The 26276-nt window shown below is 47.4% G+C and carries 24 protein-coding genes and 1 pseudogene; 6 read left to right on the top strand and 19 right to left on the bottom strand.

Translation table 11 applies throughout. The features are described 5' to 3' along the window. Positions 1–12: 12 nt before the first annotated feature. The 5 genes and pseudogenes from BV455_RS10140 to BV455_RS10120 form a co-directional block, all read right to left on the bottom strand. Positions 13–1311 carry an ABC transporter substrate-binding protein gene (locus BV455_RS10140; RefSeq protein WP_017436469.1) on the bottom strand — a complete coding sequence of 433 codons (1299 nt, stop codon included), beginning with the start codon at positions 1309–1311 and terminating at the stop codon, positions 13–15. A 147-nt stretch (positions 1312–1458) separates the two neighbouring features. Further along, positions 1459–3012: a response regulator transcription factor gene (locus tag BV455_RS10135; RefSeq protein ID WP_218687144.1), complete on the bottom strand. Its 1554-nt coding sequence runs from the start codon at positions 3010–3012 to the stop codon at positions 1459–1461. Beyond that, positions 3009–4466 (bottom strand): sensor histidine kinase, encoded by a 1458-nt coding sequence (locus BV455_RS10130; RefSeq protein WP_218687143.1) that lies wholly within the window; start codon positions 4464–4466, stop codon positions 3009–3011. The genes BV455_RS10135 and BV455_RS10130 overlap by 4 nt, the downstream gene beginning before the upstream one ends. Continuing rightward, positions 4459–5472 carry a sugar-binding protein gene (locus BV455_RS10125; RefSeq protein ID WP_218687142.1) on the bottom strand — a complete coding sequence of 338 codons (1014 nt, stop codon included), beginning with the start codon at positions 5470–5472 and terminating at the stop codon, positions 4459–4461. Before BV455_RS10125 ends, BV455_RS10130 begins: the two co-directional genes overlap by 8 nt. Before the next feature lie 163 nt (positions 5473–5635). Beyond that, a pseudogene (locus BV455_RS10120) lies at positions 5636–5833 on the bottom strand (6-phospho-beta-glucosidase); the annotation flags it as partial. A 79-nt stretch (positions 5834–5912) separates the two neighbouring features. Here BV455_RS10120 and BV455_RS10115 point away from each other — a divergent pair. Continuing rightward, positions 5913–6650 carry a MurR/RpiR family transcriptional regulator gene (locus BV455_RS10115; RefSeq protein ID WP_218687141.1) on the top strand — a complete coding sequence of 246 codons (738 nt, stop codon included), beginning with the start codon at positions 5913–5915 and terminating at the stop codon, positions 6648–6650. A 23-nt stretch (positions 6651–6673) separates the two neighbouring features. Here BV455_RS10115 and BV455_RS10110 read toward each other — a convergent pair whose 3' ends face one another. From BV455_RS10110 to BV455_RS10085, 6 genes are all read right to left on the bottom strand, one after another. Beyond that, on the bottom strand, positions 6674–8110 hold the full coding sequence (locus tag BV455_RS10110; RefSeq protein WP_218688034.1) for a glycoside hydrolase family 1 protein: 1437 nt from the start codon (positions 8108–8110) through the stop codon (positions 6674–6676). Positions 8111–8316: 206 nt separating this feature from the next. Next, the gene (locus tag BV455_RS10105) at positions 8317–9681 is read right to left on the bottom strand and encodes an FAD-binding oxidoreductase (RefSeq protein WP_218687140.1); all 1365 of its coding nucleotides are present in this window, start codon (positions 9679–9681) and stop codon (positions 8317–8319) included. 220 nt (positions 9682–9901) lie between these two features. Next, positions 9902–10774 carry an IS200/IS605 family accessory protein TnpB-related protein gene (locus BV455_RS10100; RefSeq protein WP_245005271.1) on the bottom strand — a complete coding sequence of 291 codons (873 nt, stop codon included), beginning with the start codon at positions 10772–10774 and terminating at the stop codon, positions 9902–9904. Between the two features lie 23 nt (positions 10775–10797). Next, the gene (locus BV455_RS10095; protein ID WP_017436804.1) at positions 10798–11775 is read right to left on the bottom strand and encodes an alpha-ketoacid dehydrogenase subunit beta; all 978 of its coding nucleotides are present in this window, start codon (positions 11773–11775) and stop codon (positions 10798–10800) included. Position 11776: 1 nt separating this feature from the next. Further along, positions 11777–12859, bottom strand: coding sequence for a pyruvate dehydrogenase (acetyl-transferring) E1 component subunit alpha (pdhA, locus tag BV455_RS10090; RefSeq protein WP_218687138.1), 1083 nt, complete (start codon positions 12857–12859; stop codon positions 11777–11779). Positions 12860–12879: 20 nt separating this feature from the next. Then, positions 12880–14085 (bottom strand): dihydrolipoamide acetyltransferase family protein, encoded by a 1206-nt coding sequence (locus tag BV455_RS10085; protein ID WP_042408291.1) that lies wholly within the window; start codon positions 14083–14085, stop codon positions 12880–12882. Positions 14086–14422: 337 nt separating this feature from the next. Here BV455_RS10085 and gloA2 point away from each other — a divergent pair, with 337 nt between their 5' ends. The 3 genes from gloA2 to BV455_RS10070 all read left to right on the top strand — a co-directional run bounded on the left by gloA2 (position 14423) and on the right by BV455_RS10070 (position 17822). Further along, positions 14423–14809 carry an SMU1112c/YaeR family gloxylase I-like metalloprotein gene (gene gloA2 / locus BV455_RS10080; protein ID WP_218687137.1) on the top strand — a complete coding sequence of 129 codons (387 nt, stop codon included), beginning with the start codon at positions 14423–14425 and terminating at the stop codon, positions 14807–14809. 239 nt (positions 14810–15048) lie between these two features. Further along, positions 15049–16617 carry an IS200/IS605 family accessory protein TnpB-related protein gene (locus tag BV455_RS10075; protein ID WP_218687136.1) on the top strand — a complete coding sequence of 523 codons (1569 nt, stop codon included), beginning with the start codon at positions 15049–15051 and terminating at the stop codon, positions 16615–16617. Between the two features lie 221 nt (positions 16618–16838). Beyond that, positions 16839–17822, top strand: a complete 984-nt coding sequence (locus tag BV455_RS10070; protein WP_061579793.1) for a Gfo/Idh/MocA family protein — start codon at positions 16839–16841, stop codon at positions 17820–17822. Between the two features lie 33 nt (positions 17823–17855). Here BV455_RS10070 and BV455_RS20330 read toward each other — a convergent pair whose 3' ends face one another. From BV455_RS20330 to BV455_RS10035, 8 genes are all read right to left on the bottom strand, one after another. Beyond that, the gene (locus tag BV455_RS20330; protein ID WP_221198314.1) at positions 17856–17984 is read right to left on the bottom strand and encodes a DUF3789 domain-containing protein; all 129 of its coding nucleotides are present in this window, start codon (positions 17982–17984) and stop codon (positions 17856–17858) included. Between the two features lie 94 nt (positions 17985–18078). Beyond that, positions 18079–18534 (bottom strand): VanZ family protein, encoded by a 456-nt coding sequence (locus BV455_RS10065; protein WP_081162239.1) that lies wholly within the window; start codon positions 18532–18534, stop codon positions 18079–18081. A 99-nt stretch (positions 18535–18633) separates the two neighbouring features. Beyond that, entirely contained in the window at positions 18634–19572 is a 939-nt protein-coding gene (gene rbsB / locus BV455_RS10060) for a ribose ABC transporter substrate-binding protein RbsB (protein ID WP_081162242.1), read from the bottom strand. A gap of 36 nt (positions 19573–19608) precedes the next feature. Next, positions 19609–20553 (bottom strand): ribose ABC transporter permease, encoded by a 945-nt coding sequence (gene rbsC / locus BV455_RS10055; RefSeq protein ID WP_081162245.1) that lies wholly within the window; start codon positions 20551–20553, stop codon positions 19609–19611. Beyond that, on the bottom strand, positions 20550–22046 hold the full coding sequence (locus BV455_RS10050) for a sugar ABC transporter ATP-binding protein (protein WP_081162247.1): 1497 nt from the start codon (positions 22044–22046) through the stop codon (positions 20550–20552). The genes rbsC and BV455_RS10050 overlap by 4 nt, the downstream gene beginning before the upstream one ends. Positions 22047–22075: 29 nt before the next feature. Next, positions 22076–22474, bottom strand: a complete 399-nt coding sequence (rbsD, locus tag BV455_RS10045; protein WP_175244020.1) for a D-ribose pyranase — start codon at positions 22472–22474, stop codon at positions 22076–22078. Beyond that, on the bottom strand, positions 22471–23367 hold the full coding sequence (gene rbsK, locus BV455_RS10040; protein ID WP_081162250.1) for a ribokinase: 897 nt from the start codon (positions 23365–23367) through the stop codon (positions 22471–22473). Before rbsK ends, rbsD begins: the two co-directional genes overlap by 4 nt. 2 nt (positions 23368–23369) lie before the next feature. Beyond that, positions 23370–24353 (bottom strand): LacI family DNA-binding transcriptional regulator, encoded by a 984-nt coding sequence (locus BV455_RS10035; protein WP_081162252.1) that lies wholly within the window; start codon positions 24351–24353, stop codon positions 23370–23372. Between the two features lie 323 nt (positions 24354–24676). On the opposite strand from BV455_RS10035, the gene BV455_RS10030 reads away from it, so the two are divergent. Continuing rightward, entirely contained in the window at positions 24677–25024 is a 348-nt protein-coding gene (locus tag BV455_RS10030) for a DUF3870 domain-containing protein (protein WP_017437839.1), read from the top strand. Between the two features lie 79 nt (positions 25025–25103). Next, entirely contained in the window at positions 25104–26267 is a 1164-nt protein-coding gene (locus BV455_RS10025; RefSeq protein WP_061579790.1) for a DUF819 family protein, read from the top strand. Positions 26268–26276 lie beyond the last annotated feature (9 nt).

The following is a 26276-nucleotide window of genomic DNA, read 5'->3' as shown; positions in this document are numbered from 1 at the left end:
CCCTTTTCTTCTTTATTTCTTCAATTCTGCCGAAGCTGATACAAGTGTATCGATAAACGTTTTCGTATCTTTTTGCGTCACGAAAATATTGACCGCTTGATTGACTTTTGTCACAAATCCTTCCGGAGCCGCCGATCCGTGCGCCAAGCTTGGCGCCAGCTCCGCCGTTTTGAAATCTTGGATCGTTTGTTTTCCATATTCGTCATATTTAGATAGATCCGCATCAATGCGAGCCGGAATCGAGCCTTTGAGAGGGTTGAACGTATCTTGTCCCTCCACGGAACCAAGCACCGCTAAAAATTTCTTCACATCATCCGGATTTTTCACGCCTTTTGGCAAGCCAAACGTATCGGTAATGACCATGAATTTGCCTTCTGTGTTTGGCGTCGGCACATATCCGAAATCTTCATTCACTTTTAATTTCAAATCATTGACAAAATAGCCTTTGACCCAATCTCCCATAATGTTCATCGCCGCTTCGCCCTTGCCGACCAATTGAGCGGCATCTTGCCAGTTGCGGGAGCTGTGGTCTTCGTTGACGTAATTTAACATTTTCTTAAACGTGTTGACCGCTTCTTTCACTTTCGGATCGTCAAACGACAATTCTCCTGTCCAAAGCTTTTTGTAATCTTCCGTACCGAGTGTGCCCAATAAAACGGTTTCAAAAATATGCGTTGCCGTCCACGGCTCCTTATCCCCCAACGCAAGCGGCGTAATGCCTTTTGCTTTCAGCTTTTCGGCAACTTGGAAAAACTCATCAAACGTTTTTGGCGGCTCGAGGCCGTTTTCCGCAAAGATTTTTTTGTTATACCAAAGTACGTTACCGCGGTGAATGTTGACAGGAACGGAATAAATTTTTCCATCTTTGCTGACCATGTCGATCAATGATTTCGGAAACTTATCCATCCAGCCTTCTTTTTCATACAAATCATTGAGCGGTTCCATTTTGCCAGCGGCGACCCATCCTTCATTGAGCTCCGCACCGCCGTGCACTTGGAATGTCGCAGGAGGGTCATTTCCTTGCATGCGGCTCGCTAGTACCGCTTTCGCGTTCGTTCCCGCTCCTCCGGCTACCGCCGCGTTTTCCACTGGAATATCTGGATATTTTTCTTGGAACAGCTTGAGCAGCGCTTTCAATCCATCTTCTTCGCCGGCGCCCGTCCACCAGCTGAATATTTCTAGCTTCTCATGTCCTTTGCTTCCGCCTTGATCTTCTTTATTGTTATTGTTGGATGCGGAATCAGAATTACAGCCAGATAACGTTAAACCAAACACTAACGCTAAAGACAACCATAATCCTTTTTTCTTCACGCTCTCCTCCCCCTCATTTCATCATTGAAAACCCTTTCAATATGAATGTAGCATGTTTTTGCGCCGTTTCCGCGAATAAATCCCTGTACTTTTTTGCGATCTTCTTCACTTTTTTGTCCATCAGCAAAAAAAAGCTCCTGGCCACGATCACGTGGCCAAATGGAGCTTTTTCCGATATTCGCTCGGGGACATGCCCGTATGCTTTTTAAAAACGCGGCTAAAATAATTCGGGTCATTATAGCCGACGAGAAAACAAATTTCTTTGAGGCTTTTATTTGGATTGGCCATTTCCTTTTTCGCGCGGGCGATGCGCACATCGGTCACATAGTCAATAAACGTCTTGCCGAAGCGGTCTTTAAATAGTTTGCTAAAGTAGTATGGACTGATGCCGACATATTCCGCCACTTCTTCCAGTGTCAGCGGATGATGGTAATGTTCGTCAATATACTCTTTTGCCTTGCCAAGCTTTCCGTTTGCCTGCTGGTGGCGCCACGCCTGGATATGGCGGGTCATGTGCTGCAGCTGCTCCGCAGCGGTTTTTTTCAATTCTTCAAGGGAACGGCATGAATGAAAAGTGGTGGTCCGCTCATACGCAATGCCGAAATCGGCCAACATGCGGCCAAGCAAAATAAACGTTTCCTCCAGCTTCTGCTGCACGACCGAAAGCGGATGATGGGCGGCGGCCTCCTCGATATACGAGAAGCATTGCGGAAGCGCCTGCTCCAAATCGCCTTGGCGCACGGCATCCAACAATCGTTTTTCTCTTTCCGTTTGATCGATGGTTGCCGATGCGAATACCGCTTTTTTCGGCAGGAACCCGCTCTTTGCCTTTTTTTGCAAGGCATAATATTGCACAGCGGCAAGTGCTTCATAATAGGAATGGCGTAATCCCGCTAGTTGAGACGCTGGGGAGCCAAGACCAATATAAAGCGTTTGTCCATACTGCTGTTCGAACTGCTGAATCAGTTCGAGGGAGAGGGACTGGATCATCGGCTTCCATGGAAATGCTTTATCCGCGGCATCATGAAAAAACAACACCGGCATTTGCCCGTCCATCATTTTGCCAATGACATAACGCACCGCCGCTTTTTCGCCAAGCGTCTGCTCGATCCAGTGCTTCCAATCCTCCCTTTTTCCGCCGCTTGGAAACTGAATCACCATAAACATTCCTGAGTCGATCGAAAACGGAAGCAGCGCCTCCCACTGTTTCCATTCTTCTGAAGACACTTCTTCTAACATAAGCACGGATAGCCACTCTTTTTCGACCAGCTTTTGCAATTGGTGCACCCGCTTTTGTAATTCCCGATTTTCTTCCTCTTTCCGCCGCTCTTCCATTAATTCGTCATACACCCGCCGCAGCGCGCCGATCACTTCTTCTTTTCGGCTTGGTTTTAATAAATATTCTTTTACCCCATGCCGCATCGCTTGCTTCGCATAGTCAAACGTATCAAACGCGGAAACGATAATAAACTTGATATCCGGATGCTTTCGGCGAATCCATTCGATCGCCTCAAGCCCGTCGATTCCGGGCATTTTAATATCCATCAACATCACATCCGGCTTATATTGATCAGCAACCTTCACCGCCTCTCTTCCGTTGGCCGCTTCCGCGATCACTTCCATCGTTGGGAAGTGGTCGCGAATCATTTTTTGCAACGCTTTCCGCTCCAGCGCCTCATCGTCGACAATGGCGATCCTCATGCGTCTTTCCCCCCTTTTGTCATTGGCAAAAGCAAGCGGATCGTTGTTCCTTTGCCAACCGCTGATTCAATTTCGATGACATCTTGTATCCCGTAAAACAGCTGCAGCCGGCGAATGACGTTCCGCATCCCAATGCCAGTCGAGTGGCCGTGCGTTTTTCCATGAGAAATGGAATCCGTTTCTTCCCCTTTGATAAAGGCGGTTAGCTTTTCTTTCACTTCTTCGCTCATCCCCACTCCGTTGTCTCTTATTTCAACGACTACAAGATCCTTCCTTTTTTCCACTTTTAACGAAAGCACCGCTCCTTTTTCATACGATTCAATTCCATGAATAAACGCATTTTCAATGAGCGGCTGCAACGTCAGCGGCGGAATCGGCAGCGATAAACATGACTCCTCTACATCCATGGAAAATTTAATGCGGTCAAAAAAACGCGTCTGTTGAATAAAAAAGTACTCGTGCGCGATGTGCACCTCGTCGGCCAACGTGACCGTTCGCTGCAAATCTCCCAAGTTATAGCGCAAAATGGCGGCAATCGCTTCAATCAGCCTTGATGTTTGATTCGCTTCTTCTAAATACGCCATTTTCGCAACGGCATTTAACGTGTTAAATAAAAAGTGCGGATTAATTTGGCTTTGCAAACTTTTTAACTCCAACTCTTTGACAAGCCGGTCCAGCTCTGATTTTTGCTTCATTTCCTCGATCAGCCGCTTCAGGTTGCGGCGCATATCGTTAAACGTATCAGTCAGCAGCTTCAATTCATCATTGGTGGCGCTGATGACATCGGGGCCATCCAGCTTTCCGCTGGCGATTTCCCGAGCGGCCCGGGAAAGGCGCGCAACCGGCTTTGTCAGCCCCCCGGAAAACCACACAGCTAAAAGGACGCCAAGCAAAAACGTCGTCATAAACAATCCGATTCCCATATAACGAAAATAACGATTCCGCGCTTCTACTTCATTATAAAAATGTTGATAGGTTGTTAACTCCTCGTCAATGAGGGAAAGGGTCGTCTCTTGAATAAACGAAGCGATCTTCATTGCTTCATGAAGATGGGAAGAATACAAGCTAATATTGCCTGCTTGAAAATGGTAAACCGTCAGCACTCCTTCCTCTAGCAAACTTTCAATCATATGTTGGTAGTTTTCCACCAAAAGGCGATTATTCCGGTTGGAAAGCGCCTCGCCTGCTTGTCTGCGGTGCTGCTGCAGCCACCGGTATTGGCGCTCATACTCCCGAAAATAGCGCTCATCTTTTTCCGTCAAATAAGCGTTCAACTGTTCTACCAGCCGGTTTGTCCGCTGCGAAATTTCATTAAACAAAAGCAGCCGGCGCATGCTGTAGTCATAGTCGGTCACAATATCTTCGCTGCTTTGGTAGAAAAAGAAGACCGTGCCGTTTAGCAGCACAATGAAAATGCTAAAATAGAGCAATACTTTCGTGCGGATTTTAATCATGTTTCACCTCGTAGTTGCGGGATGGCCGCAGCGGCAAATCTTGCTTGCGAATCACTTTCGTTTCCGTATTCGTGACCGATGGAACATCGTTTCCTTTCCTAATATCGACCATCATTTTCACCGCGCGATACCCCATTTCGTACGGCTCCTGCACCACGGTCGCATGAATCGTTCCTTTTTGCAAATAGTGAATCGTCTCCGGCAGTGTATCAAATCCGATAATATATGTTCCTTTTTCGCGGCGAAACTGCTCGACGACCTTGGCGATGCCAATCGCATCGAGCGCGCTTGTCCCATAAAACGCATTGACTTCCGGATGCTTTTTTAAAATGTTGTACGCTTTTTCCGCTGCCTGCACGCGCGTAATATGCGATTCTTCGATGGCGACGATGCGAATTCCCTTTTCTCTCTTCACCGCATCTTTAAATCCTTGCACGCGCAGCTGTTGGTGGGAGGCAGTAAGGCTGCCGGTAATGATCGCCACATTCGCCTTTCCGTGCATATCTTCGGCTAATGCCCGTCCGGCGATAAAACCGGCGTAATAGTTATCCGTCCCTATATACGCCGTGCGTTGGCTTGTTGGGGCATCGGTGTCAATGGTCACCACCGGAATATTTTTTTCCACTATATGATTGATGACCGGAGTAAACTCTTTTTCCGTTAATCCTTGTGTCATAATTCCATCTACTTTGGAAGCGGCCGCTTTTTCAAGAATATGAATATGCTCATCCATGTTAGCCTGCCGCGGCCCGACATATTCAAGGTTTACCCCCAATTCCTTTGCGGCCGCTTTCGCTCCTTTTTCTACGAGCCGCCAATAATCGTTATCCAGCTCCTCCGGAACGAGGACAAAATGATACGTATTATTTTCCGTTCTCACTGTTGCCCCTTCACCGGGCTGATGATAGGCATACACTTTCCACGCGCAATAAATCGTAAAGGAAGCGCTTGCAACAAGCGCGGCGATGCTGCCGGCATAAATGACCCACTTCCACCATTGCCGCATAGGCAACCTCCCTTTTTGATAAGACATGATGATCTAATGTTATTGTACATGCTTTTTGCGCCATCGGTCTAACCTCTTTTTCCAAGCAAAAGCGGAAAAGAGGACAAAAAAGCTGGCTCGAAAGGCCATATTTTATGGCTTTTGAGCCAGCTTCTAATAAAGGCTAGTTATTTAACGCTGCCGCTTGTTTTTGGAAAAATTGCGGCAAATCCTCTTTATGGGCCTCCAGCATTTCATCGAAAATTTGTTTGGCGGCCGTATCCGACGGAACAAGCGGATTAATGGCCATCGCGACAAGCGCTGTTCAATAATCGCCGGTTACCGCCGCTTCGGCTGCGACACGTTCGAACGATTTGATTTGCTAAATGCGCCTGCGGCCGCTCGGCATGCTATAATGAATAAAAATAATCCGCTTAAAGCAAACAAACCGAGGTGTCATTATGTTTACGCCCGAACAAATCGCCCGTTTTTCTGAACTGGACTATATCATCTACAACTATGTCACGAAACACGCCAATGAAGTAGTATATATGCGCATTCGCGAGCTCGCGGATGCGGTGCATGTTTCGCCGCCGACAATTCTGCGCTTTTGCAAAAAGGTAGGCTGCGACGGCTTTTCCGAGTTTAAAACGAAACTGAAACTATATTTGCAGCAAAACGAGCGGTCCTTTATCACCAACGCCCAAGATACGCTCGTCGAATTTTTTGAGCGGACCTTAAAAACCGATTACCAGCAGACGATTCGCGAAGCGGCCGCCGCGATCGCCCGCGCCGACAACGTCATTTTCGTCGGTTCCGGCAGCTCCGGCATTTTGGCGGAATACGGCTCCCGCTATTTTTCCGCGCTGAAAAAGTTTTCCGTTTACATTAAAGATCCGTTTTTCCCAATTTACGGCCATTATTTCAACAACTGCGTAGCCATCGCTTTATCCGTATCGGGCGAAACGTCCTATACGCTATCGCAGGTCCACCGCTTAAAAGAAAAAGGGAGCACCATCATCAGCATCACCAACCGCAAACATTGTTCGCTGGCGAAAATGTCGGATTACAACTTGACGTATTACGTCAATACCGAATTTGTCGAACAAACGAATGTCACGACGCAAATCCCGGTCATTTACTTGCTGGAAAGCCTGGCAAAAGAGATGTACCGGATGCTGAACGAGCCGCTTGCATAATGCAGAAAACAGCCGGCAAACGCTTAAAGCTCTTTGCCGTTCGAAGCAATCACCTGTTTATACCAGTAAAAGCTTTTCTTTTTAATGCGGCGCAAATCTTTTTCCGATTCGTCATCACGGTTGACATACACAAACCCGTACCGCTTTTGATAGCCGTTCAGCCAGCTGAGAAGATCGGTAAACGACCATGTGCAATAGCCAATGACATCGACGCCGTCGGTGATCGCGCGCTGGATTTCTTGAATATGGTGGCGAAGATAGTCAATGCGGTAATCATCGTTGACGATATCGCCATCTTCCAGCTTGTCAAATTCGCCGAGGCCGTTTTCGGTAATGAAAACAGGCAGCCCGTAGCGGTTGGCGATGCGGCGCAATCCGATGTGAAGCCCGACCGGGTCAATTTCCCAATCCCAATTCGTTGCTTCTAAATACGGGTTGCGAACGATTTTAAATAGCCCAGGAATGCCGCTTTCCGTCGACGTTCCTTTTTTCCCGGTCGTGTTCATCACCCCTTCGCCGACGCCGTCAAGCGGATTGTATTGGACCGTTTGTGATCGATAATAGTTGACGCCCATAAAATCCGGTTTTCCTGCTTTCAATAATTCCATATCGCCGGGTTGTATCGTCGGAGCCCATCCTTGCTGTTCGAGATAGTTCCAAGCGGCTTGCGGATACGTGCCCCAGGTGTATATGTCCATCCACCAATGGTTTTGAAATTCTTCGGCATTTTCCCACGCCAGCACATTTTCCGGCCGGCAATCATATGGATACATCGGCGAGTAGGCGAAGCTCGGGCCGATTTTGCCGTCCGGCACATAATGGCGGAACGCTTGAATCACTTTCGCGTTCGCCAAATTGGCAATATGGTTCGCCTCATACATGCGTTTGACGTCTTTGACTCCTGGCGGATGCAGCCCTAACCGATAGCCGAACGTAATGAAAATATTTTGTTCATTGAGCGTCACCCAATATTTGACGCGATCGCCAAACCGCTGAAACAGCGTCACCGCATAATCATGAAAATCATCGATGATCTGCCGCGACTCCCATGCGCCATATTCGTCCATCAGCGCCTGCGGAACGTCCCAATGATACAGTGTGATAATCGGTTCAATATGATGCGTTAACAGTTCATTGATCAGATTGTCGTAAAACTGCAGCCCTTTTTCATTCACTTCCCCTTTCCCGTTTGGGAATACGCGGCTCCACGCGACAGAGAAGCGGTACGCTTTTAGCCCCATTTCCGCCATTAATGCCACATCTTCTTTATAGCGGTGATAATGATCGACCGCGACATCGCCGTTCGTTCCTTTAAACGTTCTGCCTGGCTGTTTGGCAAAGACATCCCAAACCGACGGTCCTTTTCCGTCTTCATTCCATGCGCCTTCGACTTGATATGCAGCCGAGGCGGAGCCCCATAAAAAGCCGTCGGGGAATGGGCGCAATTGCTTATGTTCCATCTCTTTTTCCTCCTTTTCTTCATTATTTTTTTTCATTATTTCCCTGCTTACTAAATAAACGGGTTTCCCCACAAAAAGTAAATATGTTGCCAAAATTCCGTAATTCGCACAAAACGAAAAAAATTTGTTTCATACGCGTAACAATATGTTACTCTGATAGATTCAAAAAAATTCCCCACTGAGTAGGAATCAGTGGGGGAACATCATTATAAGAAAATTTTTCCTGGATTCATAATACCGTTCGGGTCAAACAGCTGCTTAATCCCTTTCATCAACGGAACGGAATCGCGATGTTCTTCGTATAGAAACCGCCGCTTGCCGATGCCGATGCCGTGCTCGCCCGTGCACGTGCCGCCATGCGATAAGGCGTAGCGGACGATGCGGGCATTTACTTCTTCGATCCGTTTCATTTCTTCCGCATCGTTCGGGTCAAACGCTAAGACGGTATGATAATTGCCATCGCCGACATGGCCGAAAATCGCGGCCGTCATGCCGTATTCATCGACAAGCTTGCGCGTTTCGGCAATCGCCGCCGGCAGTTTGGAAATCGGCACACATACGTCGGTGGATAGCATCGCTTTCCCTGGGTAGGCCGCTTGAATGGCAAACGCCGCATGGTGGCGCGCCTCCCATAGTTTGGCCCTGGCGACGGAATCGTCTTCGACCTCAAACGCTACCGCTTTTTCCGACTCGCACAATTCTTTGACCAGCGCGGTGCCGTCTTGGATGCTGGCGGCGCTGCCGCTTAGTTCGATAAATAATGTCGGCTTCACTGGGTAATCCGTCTTTTTATATCGGTTGACGGCGTCGATCGTTTGTTCGTCGACCAGCTCTATTTTCCCTGGCGAAACCCCCGCCTTTAAAATCGACGCTGCCGCCTGCGCTGCTTCCGCCAGCGTCGGGAAACTGACTTTTATCGCGTTCGTCGCTTCCGGGATGCCTTGCAGACGGACAATGATGCGCGTAAACGCTCCTAACGTTCCTTCCGAGCCGACAAACAGACCTGTTAAATCATAGCCCGCTGACGATTTCACCGCCATCCCGCCGGTATGGATGGTCGTTCCGTCGGCTAATACGACTTCCAAGCCAAGCACTTGGTCGCGCATGACTCCGTATTTGACGCTATTCGTGCCGCTCGCATTCGTCGCTGCCATTCCGCCAATCGTCGCGTCGGCGCCCGGGTCGACCGGGAAAAACAAGCCGTATTGTTTCAGCGCCTGATTCAGCTGCATCCGTGTGACTCCTGGCTCGACAATGGCAAGAAAGTCATCCGGGCGAATCTCGATAATTTCGTTCATCATGGTAAAATCAAGGGTAATGCCGCCTTCAACCGGAATCACATGCCCTTCAAGGCTGCTTCCGGCGCCAAACGGCGTCACCGGAATGCGCCGCTCATTGGCGTAGGACAATACCGCGCTTACTTCCGCCGCCGTTTTCGGAAACACGACGACATCCGGCTTTCGCGGTGCATGATAGGCGATGCCTTTGCTGTGCTGCTCAAGAATTGTCTCGTTTATAGTCACCCGTTCGCGGTCGCCAATCCGTTCCAGCAAATCTTCATACAGTCCCATTGCGATCCTGGTTACTAAAATCTATAAAAATCGACTCCTCGCGATGGAACCAGGAAACATCGCTTGCCGCTCGGATTCTCACCGAGTTCCATCAGGAAGGGAATCCCCTTGTCATTCACCTGCTGTGAAAGACACCCCGTGGTTCGCTGTTAGCGACGGCATCTGTCGTGCACCATTCCTTCCATCGGTCAGTACACAACAACGATTTTAGTAACCAGGTCTACACCTCCTTTAGTTGAATTTGATACTGGTTCAGCCAGCAACATTTGTGCAATATGTTCCATAATGACCATTCATGTTCCTTTTTGAAGTTCTCTATCTTTTTTAACATCATACCTAGATATTGTCGTTGTTTTGTTCCGCTTCTCGATCGCTTGTAGGATTCTTCCATCGACCCTAACACCGCAATCAAATGGCGTTTCACTTTCGTTTTTATGGTGTCCATGAGTTCTTTTGGCAACCGTTCCTGATACCCTAATCCCCGCCTGCCAATGACCAAAGCGGCACTTTCATGAACGGATAACCCATACTTTTTCATATACTTGAAACGTCCGATGACACTGGTATACGCCGGATTCACTTTTTTAATGCGAAACCCAAGCCGCATCCCCCAGCGAATGATGGTGTCAGTCAGTTTTCTCTTTTTGAAATGGTGTGTCAAACGATTGAATCGTTTGTCCGTATCGTGCTGCTGTCTTAGTTGAATGTTTTCAATGACCACTGCCCCAACATTCTCTTGAAGCAGCCAGTCATACACATCTCGTACGGTTTCGCCAACGATGTTGTTTCGCTTATTCGCTTTCACATATTCGAGTTCATGACAGTAAAACACCTTTGATTGAAGAAAGTTTCCTTGTTTTGAAACGATGCTTACGGCGATGCGGTCAATATTGATATCCATCCCTGCGATTCGTTCCGCTTGAATCGGTTCATCGTAAGTAAGTTCTCTGCCATATACCTCTTCCTCATAGATGAGATGAATGTAATATTCCCCGTTTTTGCGTTTGATTTCGACGGTATATGGTCGATATTCGATAATCGGCTTGCCTTTTGCATTCACTCCGACTGGTTCTCCCATGTAGATATTTAACAAACTGCTTATACCTCCTTTTTTCATTAGTAGCGCATGAGCGTTTGTACTCCTTCGACGATGCGGGCGGCGTTTGGCAGCCAATCATCTTCGACCGATGGCACCGGATATGGTGTATCATAGCCAGTGACGCGCACGATCGGCGCCGACAGCGAGAACAAGGCGCGCTCACTGATGAGCGCGGCAATTTCCGCGCCGAATCCGTTCGTTTTCACCGCTTCATGGACAATCATCACCCTGCCTGTCTTTTCGACCGATTGCATAATCGTATCGATATCAAGCGGCTGCAGGCAGCGCAGATCGATCACTTCCGCATCCACGCCTTGCGCTTTCATGTCTGCGGCGAGTTTCGCGACAAGCGGAACGGTCGCCCCCCATGAAATGATCGTCACATCTTCCCCTTCTTTGACGATGCGCGCTTTGCCGAGCGGAATTTCATACGGCTCCTCCGGCACTTCCATGCGGAAGGCGCGGTACAATTTCATCGGCTCTAAAAACAAAACCGGATCTTCATCACGAATCGCAGCAATCAGCAACCCTTTCGCGTCATACGCGTTCGATGGCATGACGACTTTCAGCCCCGGCGAATGCGTAAACAGCGCCTCCAGCGCGTCGGAATGCAATTCGGGCGTGCGCACCCCGCCGCCATATGGACTGCGCACGACGATCGGGCACGTAAACCGCCCCGCTGAACGGAAGCGAATGCGGGCCGCCTGAGCTGCCAGCTGATCCATCGCCTGATAGACAAAGCCGAGGAACTGAATTTCCGCAATTGGGCGGAAGCCGTTGACCGCGAGCCCAATCGATGTGCCGATGATGCCCGATTCGGCAAGCGGCGTATCAAACACGCGCTGATCGCCAAACTGTTCCAGCAAGCCATCGGTGGCGCGAAACACGCCGCCGTTGGTGCCGACGTCTTCGCCTAAGACGATCACGCGCTCATCCCGCTCCATTTCTTGGCGCATCGCCTCATTAATCGCTTGAATCATCGTGATTTCCGCCATCTTACCTCACCTCTTTCCGTTGTTTCCGCCGCGCGGCTTCTTGCTGCTGCTCCTGCAAGAGCTTGCTTGGCTTGCCGTATACGTAGTCAAATACATCAACAATCGACCCGGTTTCGTTCGCCGTCGCTTCCTCATATGCCGCCGTCACTTCCTCATTCACTTGCTCGACCCATGCTTCCTCTTTTTCTTCCGTCCACAGCCCCCGCTTCTCTAGCAGCACCCGCAGGCGATGAAGCGGATCCTTTTTCCGCTTCCACTGCTCTACCTCTTCGGCATTGCGGTATTTCGTCGGATCGTCCGCTGTCGTATGCGGCCCTAAACGATACGTCAGCGCTTCAATCAGCATCGGCCCCTCGCCGTTGCGCGCCGCCTCCACCGCTTGTTTCATCGTTTTGTACACAGCAAGCGCGTCATTGCCGTCCACCAGCACGCCTTTCATGCCGTAGGCGAGCGCTTTTTGCGCGATCGTCCGGCTCGCTGTCTGCTTATGCACCGGAACGCTGATCGCATAGTGATTGTTTTGGCAGAAGAAAATGACGGGAACCTGATAAACGGAGGCAAAGTTCAACGCTTCATGGAAGTCTCCTTCCGATGTCGCACCATCGCCGAAATAGCAGACCGATACTTGCGTTTCCCCTTTCAGCTTCGTCGCCCATGCGCATCCCGTCGCGTGGAGCGTCTGGGCGCCGATAATGATTTGAGTCGGAAAAATATTTAAATCCTCCGGCATTTTTCTGCCCATGACGCGGCCGCGGACATACTGAAAAATTTGCGCGAGCGGAAGCCCATGCGCCAAGCAGGCGGCGATTTCCCGATAGCTTGGAAAAATCCAGTCGTCTTTTCTCAGCGCCAGCACGCTGCCGATTTGCGCCGCTTCCTGGCCGCTGAATGGCGCGTATGTACCAATCCGCCCTTGCCGCTGCATTTTTAGCAGGCGCTCATCGATGACTCTCACTTTGCGCATCCAGCGGTACAGCGTCACGAGAAACTCATCGGAGAAAGACGCCAGCTCTTGTTCATCCCCATTCCCATTTTCATCAAGCAGCTGCACCATCTCAAATCGCAATTCGTTTTGATCAAACATCGTTTTTTCCTCCCCTCCGTTTAGCGAACATCTAATAACAGCTGTTCCGGATGTTCTAAAATGCGAGCGACCGTCCGCATAAACCGTCCGGCTGGTTCGCCGTCAATGACGCGATGGTCAAACGTCAGCGACAGCCCCATCATATTACGGATCACAATCTCATCCCCGACGACGGCTGGCCGGCGCTTAATCGCGTGAACGCCTAAAATCGCCACTTCCGGATAGTTGATGATCGGCGTCGCGAACCAGCCGCCGCCCGCGCCGGTGCTTGTAATCGTAAAGGTGCTTCCTTGCAGCTCATCGATGCGCAGTGTGTGCCGATGCGCTTTTTCCGAAAGGTCGGCAATCTCCATCGCCAGCTCGCGAATCGATTTTTGATCGGCATGCTTAATGACGGGAACGACAAGCCCCTCTTTCGTCGCCGTCGCAATGCCGATATGGTACTCTTTCTTTAAGACTATTTCATTCGTTTCTTCATCCACCATGGCGTTAAAAATCGGATGCTCTTGCAGCGCCCGCGTCACCGCCTTAATAACAAACGGCAAATACGTCAGCTTGATGGATTCCGACTCCAGCTGTTTGGCAAGGACAGTGCGGATTTCCACCAGTTTCGTGACATCGACTTCGTCCATTCCGGTCACATGCGGAGCCGTATAGGCGGACTTCACCATTTTCTCGGCGATTTTTTTGCGCAGCCCGCGAATCGGAAGGCGTTCTTCTTTCACGGCGCCGTCGTTTCCGCCGGCCGATGGCTTGGCGGTTTCCAGCGAAGGAGCAGCCGCGGCGGCCGCCGACTCCCGTTCTTTGACATACCGCTCCAAATCGGCGAGCGTCACCCTGCCTCCTTCCCCGCTTCCTTCTACTTCTTCAATCGGAACGCCCATTTCCCGCGCCCGCTTGCGTACGGACGGAGCGGCAATCACCCGTTTTTTCCGCTGAAGCGGCGCAGGCTCCACGCTATCCGCCTCCTGCTGACCGGCACTGCCAGTCTCCTGCTCAACGACGATCAGCGCTTCTCCCACTTTCACCGTCGCGCCTTCCGGTCCGGCAAGCGCCACCACTTTTCCGGCCACCGGCGTTGTAATTTCCACCATCGCCTTATCCGTCTGAATTTCGGCAATCGGCTGGTCAGCCGCCACCTCGTCGCCTTCTTGGATCAACCAGCGGATAATCTCCGCTTCATGCAATCCTTCGCCGATATCGGGCAGTTTAAATTCATAGCGCATGACTATATCCCCTTCTCCCTTTCTACTATTTCATTGGAAAATGATGTAGTATAATTCTAGAAGCAATATGATGCGGGCAGCACTTGGTGCAGATATGCTTTGGGGCTTTGCTAGATGGAAGGAGCTTGTTGAAGCAAACGGTTTCATCCATACAGATATTTTTTTAATAAAACAAATTAGCATAAATATTCTGAATTGTATCGCTTATTGTTTTCATGATAATATACATTTTGTTCCATGTCAATATAGATAGGGAAGACATTTTTCCCGCCAAAGCTTGCGGACTGCCGCAAATCTATTTTTATTGCAAAATAGCTTACCGACAAGGAGGAAAACGATGCACTTCACTCGCGTTCACCATATCGCCATTATTTGTTCCGACTATGAACGGTCGAAACATTTTTATACGAACATACTCCGATTCCGAGTCATTCACGAACAGTATCGAGAAGAACGCCGCTCGTACAAATTGGATTTGCAAGTCGGCGAACATACGCAAATCGAGCTGTTTTCCTTTGAACATCCGCCGAAGCGGCCAAGCCATCCGGAAGCATGCGGGCTGCGCCATCTCGCTTTGGAAGTCGAAAATATCGAGGAAGCAATCGCCTATTTGCATACGCACGGCATCGAGACGGAGCCAATCCGCGTTGACCCGATTACAGGAAAGCGGTTCACGTTTTTCCGCGATCCGGATGAATTGCCGATTGAGTTGTATGAGCGGTAAAATAAGGTAGTTACCAAAACAAAGGAGGTATAACCAGTTCATTTAAAATCAACAAAAATGTATCAAACTATGTAAATATCTCTTACTTTTTTCCCTGAATCTATGGATTTCGACTATTTTCTGAGCCTTCCCCCCTTAGTTGTGCTAAAAAATCATTCCTTCCTCATTTAAAAAGGAAATGAAGAAGAGTTGGCGAATATATGTTCTAAAGGATCCAAACATAGGGGGAAGGCAAGGGGATGAAAACGGTTCGAGTGATGAAAATCGTTTCTCATGACGAATCGCAACTTCGTTCATTGGATGAATTAATGCGCGTCTTTTGTTCCGCGAAGCGATACGCGTTCAACCGTTTGCTGGAGGGAAGGAACGCAAAAGAAATCATCAAGCACCTTCCGCACCAATTTCGGCTCAACAAACGGTATGCCGAAGACGCGGTCCTGCTTGCTCAATCGCTGATTTCTTCCCAACGTGAGTTGCTTCCAATAAGGCTGGAGGATGTGCAAGCGAAAATCGAAAAAACCGAAAAGAAAATCGATGAGTACCAACATGGAAGAAAAACACCGAAGAACGTCGATCTTCCAACATGTCTAGGTGGATTGCACCAACGGTTAGAGAAGCTCAAAGCGAAAGAAGCCGAGCTAAAGCACCATCTCGACCATGGGACGATTCCACGTGTGATTTTTGGCGGAAAACAAAACTTTTACAAGCGCTTGAAAGGAAAAATTACGAACGAAGAATGGAAAGACTTACGCTCGAATCAGTTGTACGCCAGAGGCGATAAAAGCAAAAAAGGAAATTTAAATATTCGCCTCCTGTATGACGATCACACTGATGAATGTTATGTAGAAATTGCGAATCCACTTGGACAACAAGAAGGAAAACACGCTCCCCGTTTACGATTTCCTGTGTCTGTTCCTGAAAAATATGAAGAGGAAATCATCGATGTCGTCATGGGAGAACAAGTCGGAGTAAGCGCAAAAGGCAAGCCGATAATCGAATATCAACCATACACCGTCGAAATCCAACGCAAAAACGGGGAATATTATGTCCAACTCATCTATGAAGAAGAGGTATATGGCAGGGAACTTACCTACGATGAACCAATTCAAGCGGAACGAATCGCAGGGATTGACATCAATATTGACCGCATCGCCGTAAGCATTGTTTCGAAACAAGGAAACTTCATTAAATCGAAAGTATTTTACTGTCATGAACTCGAATATGTGCGGGCGAATAAACGAAACAACATCGTTGGAGAAACCGTACGAGATGTATATGATTGGCTGCTTCAAGAGAATGTTGGGGCAGTGGTCATCGAAAACATCCAACTCAGACAGCGGCACGATACGGACAAACGATTCAATCGCTTGGCACACCATTTCAAAAAGAAAAAACTGACTGACACCATCCTTCGCCGGGGGATGCGGCTTGGGTTTCGCGTCAAAAAAGTGAATCCGGCGTACACAAGTGTCATCGGGCGTTTTAAGTATATGAAGAAATACGGTTTATCCGTTCATGAAAGCGCCGCTTTGGTGATTGGCAGACGGGGATTAGGGTATCAGGAACGATTGCCAAAAGAACTCATGGACACCATAAAAACGAAAGTGAAACGCCATTTGGTTGCTGTGTTAGGGTCGATGGAAGAATCCTATAAGCAATCGAAAAGCGGAACAAAACAACGGCAATATCTAGGTATGATGTTGAAAAAGATAGAGAACTTCAAAGAGGAACATGAATGGTCATTATGGAATATCTTGCGCAAATGTTGTTGGCTGAACCAGTACCAAATTCAACTGAAGGAGGTGTAGACCTGGTTGCTAAAATCGTTGTCGTGTACTGACCGATGGAAGGAATGGTGCACGGCAGGTGCCGTCGCTGACAGCGATCCACGGGGTGTCTTTCACAGCAGGTGAATGACAAGGGAAATTCCCTTCCTGATGGAACTCGGGTGTTTCCTGAGCGGCAAGCAGTTTGGCTGGTTCCATCGCGATGAGTCGATTTTTATAGATTTTAGTAACCAGGGACAAGCATGATTCGATTTGCGACGATCGGTACGAACTGGATTACGGAGGCATTTATTGAAGCGGCTAGAGAAGTAGAAGATTTCACCCTCGCCGCCGTATATTCGCGGACGGAGGAGAAAGCGCGGGAATTTGCGCAAAAAACAGGGGCAGCGCGCACGTTTACCGACCTAGAAGAACTGGCGAAAAGCAATGAAATCGACGCCGTCTATATCGCCAGCCCGAACTCCCTGCACGCCGAGCAGGCGGTTTTCCTCATGAACCACGGCAAACATGTGCTATGCGAAAAACCGCTCGCATCAAACGAAAAAGAAGTGAAGGCGATGATCGGGGCGGCGCGGCGCAACGGCGTCGTGTTGATGGAAGCGATGAAAACGACGCTGCTCCCGAACTTTCAGGCGATCCGCCAGCACTTGCATAAACTTGGCAAAATCCGCCGCTATTTTGCAAGCTATTGCCAATATTCGTCGCGCTATGACGCGTATAAACAAGGCACCGTATTAAATGCGTTCAACCCTGCCTTTTCCAACGGCGCGTTAATGGATATCGGCGTCTATTGCATTTACCCGATGGTCGTCTTGTTTGGAAAACCAAACCGCCTGCAAGCCAGCAGCTTGAAACTCGAATCAGGCGTGGATGGCGAAGGGACGATTATCTTTACTTATGAGAATATGGACGCCGTCGTTATGTACTCGAAAATTACAAACTCCTATCTGCCCGCGGAAATTCAAGGGGAGGACGGAAGCATGCTCATCGACGCAATCCACACGCCGACGAAAGTGGAAATCCGCTACCGCGATGGGCGCGTAGAAGACATTACCGTCCCGCAAGAGAAGCCCCCGATGTATTATGAAGCGAAAGAATTTATCGAGCTGATCCAAAACGGAAAACGCGAATCCGAAGTCAATTCGCATGAGCATTCGCTGCTGACGATTGCCTTGATGGAAGAAGCCCGCAAACAAACGGGAATCGTGTTTCCTGCCGATCAATAAAAACAGCTTCCTGCATGCTCGCAGGAAGCTTTCTCATTTCTTCTGCCATTCTTTCTGCCAATTGGCACTCTTCTCGTCTGCCTGTTTAGCGACAAACATCATGCTCATGACAACAAGCATGACAAGCGATCCGACAAACATTCCAGCGATAAACAAAACCATTGGCGCCCTCTCCCTTTTCTCGCAAACTCGCTATTCCCATTCTTTCCTTTTCGGTCGAAAAACATACTTGGGAGAGCCAGCAATTTGTTTTCTATTATGATACGTCGTATTTCACCGGATCATGCCTCTTTTTCGTCCAACGTGTATAAAGAAAAACACCGATAACGGCCAACAGCGCGCCGCACGAGTCAATCGCCACATCTTTCGGCGTAGCGGTGCGCCCCGGCTCAAACGATTGATGCCATTCATCCGTCATCGCATACAGCGTCGCAAACAGCCAGGCGCCGGCATACGCCGTCCGCTTTGGCGACAGCGCCCGCCAGACAAGCACCGCCAATATGCCATACTCGGTTAAGTGCGCCAGCTTCCGAACGATAAAATTCAGCAAAGACGGTCCTTCTTCTTTGCCACCGCCAAACGGCAAGTACGACAGGATCATATCTAAAATGAGTTTGGTATTCTCCCCGGTAAACAAAGAAAATTCGCTGAAGCAGTAAATGATCATGCACCAAACGATGACGGGGATCCAGCGTTGAATTTTTCCCTTCATTTTCATCACCTGTTATTTACCTTACTATCTTTATGAAACCGTGGCAACATAAATAAAAATACCTTCTGCCCGTACATGGACAGAAGGCAAATCAATCGATTATTCGTTTCCTTTTACTAACTCCAATGGAACAGGAATAAATTTATCCACTTTTTCTCCATTTAATACTTTCAACGCGGTTTTTACTGCATTCTCTCCAATAAGCTCTGGCTTCTGAGCGACGGTCGCCGCCATTTTTCCTTCTTTTACTGCTTTCACGGCGTCTTCCGTTGCGTCAAAGCCAACGACGATCACATCTTTCATACCGCGTGCCTCTAAAGCTTCTAATGCTCCTAGCGCCATTTCATCATTATGGGCAAATACAGCTTGAATGTCCTTATGGCTTTGCAAAATATTTTCCATGACAGATAACCCTTTAGCACGATCAAAATCCGCTGCTTGCTTCGCTACTACTTTCACATTGGATGCTTTATCAATGACTTGATGGAATCCTTCTCCACGTTCCCGAGCTGCTGATGAACCTGGAATTCCTTCAAGTTCTACAATGTTGCCACCATTTTTTAATTGTTCAAGGATGAACTCTCCTGCCATTTTTCCACCAGCAACGTTATCAGAAGCGATGTGAGTGACTACTTTACCACCATCCGCGCTACGGTCAACAGTGATCACAGGAATATTTGCGCTGTTAGCCGATTCAATTGCCGATGTGACAGCACTGGAGTCAGTTGGATTCACTAAAATCAAATCAACATCTTGCTGAATCAAATCTTCGATATCATTAATTTGCTTCGCAGAATCGTTTTGCGCATCGACAACGATTAATTCCACACCTTCTTCTTTCGCCGCCTTTTCAGCTCCTTCTTTTAATGTCACGAAAAATGGGTTATTTAACGTTGAAATCGATAAACCAATTTTCATATTCCCGTCTTTTTTCGCTTCTTCTTTTTTGTCACCGGTTGCGCCGTTATCTAACGAACAACCTGCTAATACGCCTACAACTAACAAAAACGCCAACAACATGCTAGCTAACTTTTTCATCGCCCTCTTCCTTTCATTTTATTATTTTTTTATTCATCAAGCTTCTTTGCGGCGGTCAAGGAGCACCGCAAGAAGAATGACTGCCCCTTTAATGACTTGCTGGTAAAATGAAGATACATTCAATAAGTTCAGCCCGTTGTTCAATACACCAATAATGAGCGCACCAACCAACGTCCCGAAAATCCAACCGCGTCCGCCAGATAAACTGGTTCCTCCAAGAACAACAGCAGCAATCGCATCTAATTCATATGCTGTTCCTGCCGTTGGCTGCGCCGAGTTTAAGCGGGAGGTTAAAATGATTCCCGCTAATGCAGATAATCCGCCTGTTAAAGAATAAATCCAAATTTTTAAACGGTCGACGCGAATCCCGGATAAACGACTCGCTTCCTCATTTCCGCCAACCGCATACGTATGGCGGCCAAACGTCGTTTTCTTTAACACAAAGTACAGAACAGCGTACGCAATGAGCATAAATACAACTGGAACAGGAATACCTAGAAAGTATCCGCGTCCCATCATTTGAAACAAAATATCGTCTGAGGCAAAACCAGTGATAGGACGGCCATCTGTATAAACAAGGGTTAACCCACGAAACATTGTCATCGTTGCTAAGGTGGCAATAAACGGAGCAACGCGTCCTTTCGTGATTACCACACCGTTAATCGCACCCATGAGAAATCCGGCAAGCAATCCGATGATGATGGCGGTAAAGCCGTTCATTCCACTTGCCATCATTCCCGCAGTAATCGCACTTGAGAGCGCTAACACAGAACCAACGGATAAATCAATGCCTCCCGTTAAAATAACGAATGTCATCCCAAACGCGATTAACGCATTAATCGATACTTGGCGTAAAACGTTCATCCAGTTATTGACCGTTAGAAAACTGTCACTTAATATCGACAGCACAATACATAACAAGAAGAAGCCGATAAGCGGGCCAAGCTTTTTTATATCAAAATTCCATTTGTTTTCCATCATGCGTTCCCCCCTGTTGCCGCACGCATAATCGTTTCTTGATCAATTCCTTCATTCTCCAAAATAACGCGAACTTTCCCTTCATGGACGACCATAATGCGATCGCTCATCCCAAGTACTTCCGGGAGCTCAGACGATACCATAATAATTGCGACCCCTTGAGCCGTCAGTTCATTCATAATTTCATAAATTTCTTTTTTGGCCCCAACATCAACCCCGCGCGTTGGTTCATCTAAAATGAGAATGCGCGGCTCCATTGTCAGCCATTTTCCGAATACGACTTTTTGCTGGTTCCCTCCGCTTAACGCTTTTACCTCTAATTCTGGAGATGCCGTTTTAATGTTTAATTTCTTAATTAACGACGAAACTAACTCCTGCTCTTTCGTCGCCTGAATGACACCGGCTGTTGCCAATTGTTCTGATTTTGGCAACGTTAGATTTTCCCGCACACTCATACTTAAAATGAGCCCTTTTTGTTTGCGGTCTTCTGTAATCATTGCGATGCCGTGCTCAATCGCTTGTCTTGGCGATGTAATATGAACTGGTCGGCCATCAATATAAATCGTTCCCTTGTTCGTTTTTCTCGCTCCAAAAATCGCCTCCATAATTTCGGTGCGTCCTGATCCCATCAATCCTGCCACACCGAGAATTTCACCGGCACGTACAGAGAACGAGACATTTTCAAAGACACCTTCCTGTGTCAAGCCTTCCACGCGCAGCCGTTCCTTGCCAATGACTGCATTCCGTTTTGGAAAGCGCTCTCCAATTTGCCGACCGACCATCATGTGAACAATCTCATCAAAGTTTGTCTCAGCGATGCGCTTCGTGCCGATAAACTGTCCGTCCCGAAGTACGGAAATACGGTCGCAAATCGTAAAAATCTCCTCCATCCGATGTGAAATATAGACGATAGCAACCCCTTGCTTCTTTAATGTTCGAATTACTTCAAATAACGTTTGAATTTCCCGTTCTGTCAAAGCCGCGGTCGGCTCATCCATAATTAAACATTTCGCATTGGTAGAAAGCGCCCTTGCAATCTCAACAATTTGCTGTTTTCCCACCGATAAATTGCCTGCCAATTCACTAGGGTCAATATGGATCCCTAGCTTCTTCAAATAGACTTCTGCCTGCTTCTCCATTTCTTTATATCGAATAATACCTGTCCGGCCAATTGTGCTCTCCCGCCCAAGGAAAATGTTTTCTGCGACCGACAACGTAGGAATGATAGTAAGCTCCTGATGAATGACCGAAATCCCATCACGTTCCGCTTCCTTCGGATGGCGATAATGGACTTCTCGGCCATCCACCAAGATCGTCCCGGCATCGCGCTCATAAATGCCGGTTAATACTTTCATTAACGTCGATTTTCCGGCGCCGTTTTCGCCCATGAGCGCGTGTACTTCACCGGCTCGTACTTCAAAATCGACGCCATTTAAGACGACATGCTGGTGGAATGCTTTTTTAATGCCCCGCATCTCAATAAACGGTTTCGTCATCGCTCTCCCTCCTTTTTTTCAAATGAACGCTACGAAAAGTTCACACCGGAGCGAAGAATAATATTGGCGTAAGGCGTCGCTTCCCCCGTACGAATGACTGCTTTCGCTGATTTTGTCATCTCTTTAAATTGTTCGTGTGGAACAAATTGCATCGGTGCATCGCTCAATCTTTGCTGAATTTTTTCATATATCGCAGGGTTGTCTGTTTTGATTTCTTCCGCCAATGTGACTGCTTCCACCTCTAACTCTTCTAAAATCGCATCCAGCACGGATAAAAACGGTGGAAATCCTTTCACCAGTGATAAATCAATCCGGGTCGTCTCATTCGGAATCGGCAGGCCGCAGTCCGCGATGACAATCGTATCGGTATGACCGAGAGAAGCTAATAGCGTACTTAACTCTTTATTGAGAATACCCCGTTTTTTCATGATGAACACCCTTCCTTTTCCTGCAAAAATTTCTCCACTTCTTCTTCCTTCGGCATCCCACCTTGCGCGCCTAGCTTTGTCACCGATAGCGCCGCCGCCGCGTTGGCAAAACGACATGCATCTTCTAAACTCATTCCTTTGCTTAGCGCTACCGCCAATGCTCCGTTAAACGTATCTCCTGCTCCTGTCGTATCAACGACCGGAACGCGAAACCCTGGGATAAGCACTGATTTTCCATCCTTTCGAATCGTTACGCCGCGTGCTCCTTCGGTGACAATCACTTTATCAGCAAACGAGCTCACCTCGACTTGTTGGAAAATAATCTCCCGCTCATGTTCGTTTGGTGTGAGAAAATCGACTGCCTCCATCAATTCCTGCGGCAACGGCTGAGCTGGCGCAGGATTCAAAATGACACGCACATGATGTTTTTTCGCTAAAAAGACGGCTCTTTCTACAACGGAAAGCGGAATTTCCAGCTGGAGTACACATACGTCACTTTTGGCAATCATTTCTTCGCATCGATCGATGTCTTCTGGACGAAGCGCATGGTTTGCCCCCGGAACAACGATAATTCGGTTATCTTGTTCCGAAATCGTAATCGAAGCAATGCCGGTCCCTTTATCTGTAACCGGTTTCACATTATCGATATGAACACCTTCCCGCTCCAATGAGCGAAGCAACTCCGTTCCAAACGCATCCACTCCGACCGCTCCAATCATATGTACATCAGCACCTAAACGAGCGGCCGCCACCGCTTGGTTTGCTCCTTTCCCGCCAGGAACGAGATGAAACTCCTCCCCTAAAATCGTCTCCCCTTGTGACGGAAAGCGAGAAGCAATCGTCACAAGGTCCATGTTGATACTGCCGACTACGGTAATCACTGGTTTTGCCACTTTCATTCCCCCTTACGCGTCGATTGTCGTACCACTAGTTCAATCGGAAGCACATAATGAAGCTTCTCAAGCGGTTTCCCTTCTATTTGTTTGATTAAAATTCTCGCAGCTATTGCACCCATCTCATAAATCGGTTGGGAAATCGTCGATAGTTCCGGTGTCGTCATTTCCGTCAGCGGAATACCGTCATATCCAATAATCGCAATGTCGTCTGGAACGCGCAGCCCCAGCTGTTGAACCGCTTTCAACGCTCCCACTGCCATCGCATCATTTCCAGCAAAAATACCATCGATATCGTATTTATTCAATGCTTCGATCACCGCTTCTTTCGCCTGCTTCAACTGATAGTTTCCAAGAATGACAAGCCTCTCATCCCAAAGGCCAAGTGCCATCATTTCATCACGGTAACCGTGAAAACGCTCCATCGCGTTCACAACGTGAAGAGGTCCTTGGATGTGGGCAATTTTACGGCAACCGATGTCATACAAATGTTTCGTTGCTAACCGGGCTCCTCCATAATTATCGGCAATGACCGACGGATAATCATGATTTAGCGGACGGTCTAGCACGACTATCGGAATGTCCCATTCCGATACTTCCTCCAACTCTAATTGATTGGTCGTTAAGATAATGCCGTCCACATATTTTTGTTTAAGCACTTCCATATACTCTTTTTCTTTTTCCGTCTTCTCATCAGAATTGCATAAAATCACGGTATAGTCATAAATATTCATGACATCTTCCACAGCGCGAACAAGCTCTGGAAAAAACGGGTTGGTTATATCCGGCACGATTAACCCGATGGTTTTCGATGTCTTTTTAAACAGTGCCCGTGCCACTTCACTCGGTTTATAATTCAACTCTTTCATCGCCTGTCTCACGCGCTTTTCCGTTTCTTCATTCACATAACCATTTTGATTTAGCACGCGGGAAACAGTCGCCACAGACACACCTGCCAACTTTGCCACATCTCTAATCGTTGCCATCATTATTCGTCTCCATTTCTCATCTGTAACCGGTTACATACATTATACAAAAATTTACGAAAACTCACAATGAAAATTTTTTACATTCGCTATTTGTAGCTATTCAGCTTCCTTATAGATTATTTTTACAGACGCTGTTTTAATCTATCTCTATCCTTTCTACACTCGAGCTAATTTTTGACAAAAGAAAAATAAAAATTATTGACCATTTTCTGAATTATTTAATATAATAAAATTTGAAAACAAATACATATTACGAGCAACATTTATGATGTCTATCATAAATGCCCCTCGTAATAGCTGTATTTGGTTGGAGGATTAGCATGTTTGAGAATAATACCGTATATATCATCGGGGACGCAAAAGCGCCTTCAAACAATCCGATTACCCAGCAATATAACGCGTTTTTCATCGGATTAGTGGTCAATAAAGAAAGCGGTATCATTGTTGATGCAGATTGCTCAGCGACGATTGAGCTGACGAAATCCTTTGTCAAAAGTTTATTGGTCGGCCGATCGATATTGGATATTGACACAGTAAAAAAAGAAATTCAAACCCGCTATTTCGGCTCTTCACAAAAGGCGTTAATCGTCGCTTTTAAAAACGCCAGCTTAAAATATCAAAATATCGTTTCGTCAGCTGCTTCATCTGTACCCTCATCACGCAGATGAAACCCAGCGAATAGAGCGATTGTTTCTCTCTATTTGCTGGGTTTTGTATTTTCTATAAACCAAATAAGGGGGAGAAACAATGATTCAAGACGGCGTTGTTTTCTTAAGTATTTTACTAGCTTACGTCGCACTTATTGCTTTTGCAGAGCAAAAGTCTAAATCCAAACTTTTTAAAGTCGTCCCCGGCATTATTTTTATTTATGTCGGGGGAGCGCTGATGCAAACATTTGGCGTTTTCGGGAAAACGGATTCGATCGACAATACGTACAATACCGTTCGAAACGTACTGCTTCCTGCCATGCTCATTCTTATGCTTCTGCATTGCGATTTGCGAAAGATCATCAAAATGGGGCCAAGAATTCTTCTTACTTTTTTTGCGGCATCTTTCACGATCATTATTGGATTTACCATTACGTATCTGCTATTCAAAGAACTCTACGCGAAAGATACATGGAAGGCCTTTGCCGCGCTCAGCTCCAGCTGGACAGGCGGGTCGGCCAACATGGTTATTCTGCAAAAAATTTTAGATGTTCCAGAAAACATTTTCGGCTACGCCTTAATGATGGATACGGTCAACTATTCTATTTGGGTCATGTTTATGTTTTGGCTTGTACCGTTTGCCGACAGATTCAACCGTTGGACAAAGGCAAAAATGGTAGATATACCCATTACAAACGATGAAGCAGCGGCAACCAACGAAAATCATCAAGGAAAAATGGGATTTACCGAATTAATCGTCTTGCTTGGATTCAGCATTCTTTTATCGACGATTTGTACGGAAATCGGAAATGCTTTGCCTGAGGTGGGAGCCGTATTTAATGGAACCACATGGACGATTGTATTCGCAACCGTCATCGGTTTAGTATTGGCGATGACAAAAATAGCGAAAATTCCCGGCTCCAACGATGTATCGAAAGTCATGCTTTATGTGGTCATCGCATTAATCGCGTCGCAAGCAGACTTTTCTCAATTGTTCCAAGCTCCCATTTACATCATCTCGGGGTTTCTTATTCTTTTGATTCACGCATTATTAATGCTAATGATCGCCAAAGTATGCAAACTTGATTTATTTACAATGGGGGTAACCTCCCTGGCAAATATCGGCGGAGTAGCTTCCACTCCCATTCTTGCGGGCGCATATCATCAGTCACTCATTCCTGTCGGCATATTGACAGCTTTACTAGGCAATCTCCTTGGAACCTATTACGGATTGCTCACCGCTCATATTTTATCATCACTGTAACCGAAAGGA

This window comes from Parageobacillus caldoxylosilyticus (genome assembly GCF_019272935.1).
GTDB lineage: Bacteria > Bacillota > Bacilli > Bacillales > Anoxybacillaceae > Saccharococcus > Saccharococcus caldoxylosilyticus.
The sequence above is the reverse complement of the archived record's forward strand: the minus strand, read 5'-3'. Positions and strand labels throughout refer to the sequence as shown.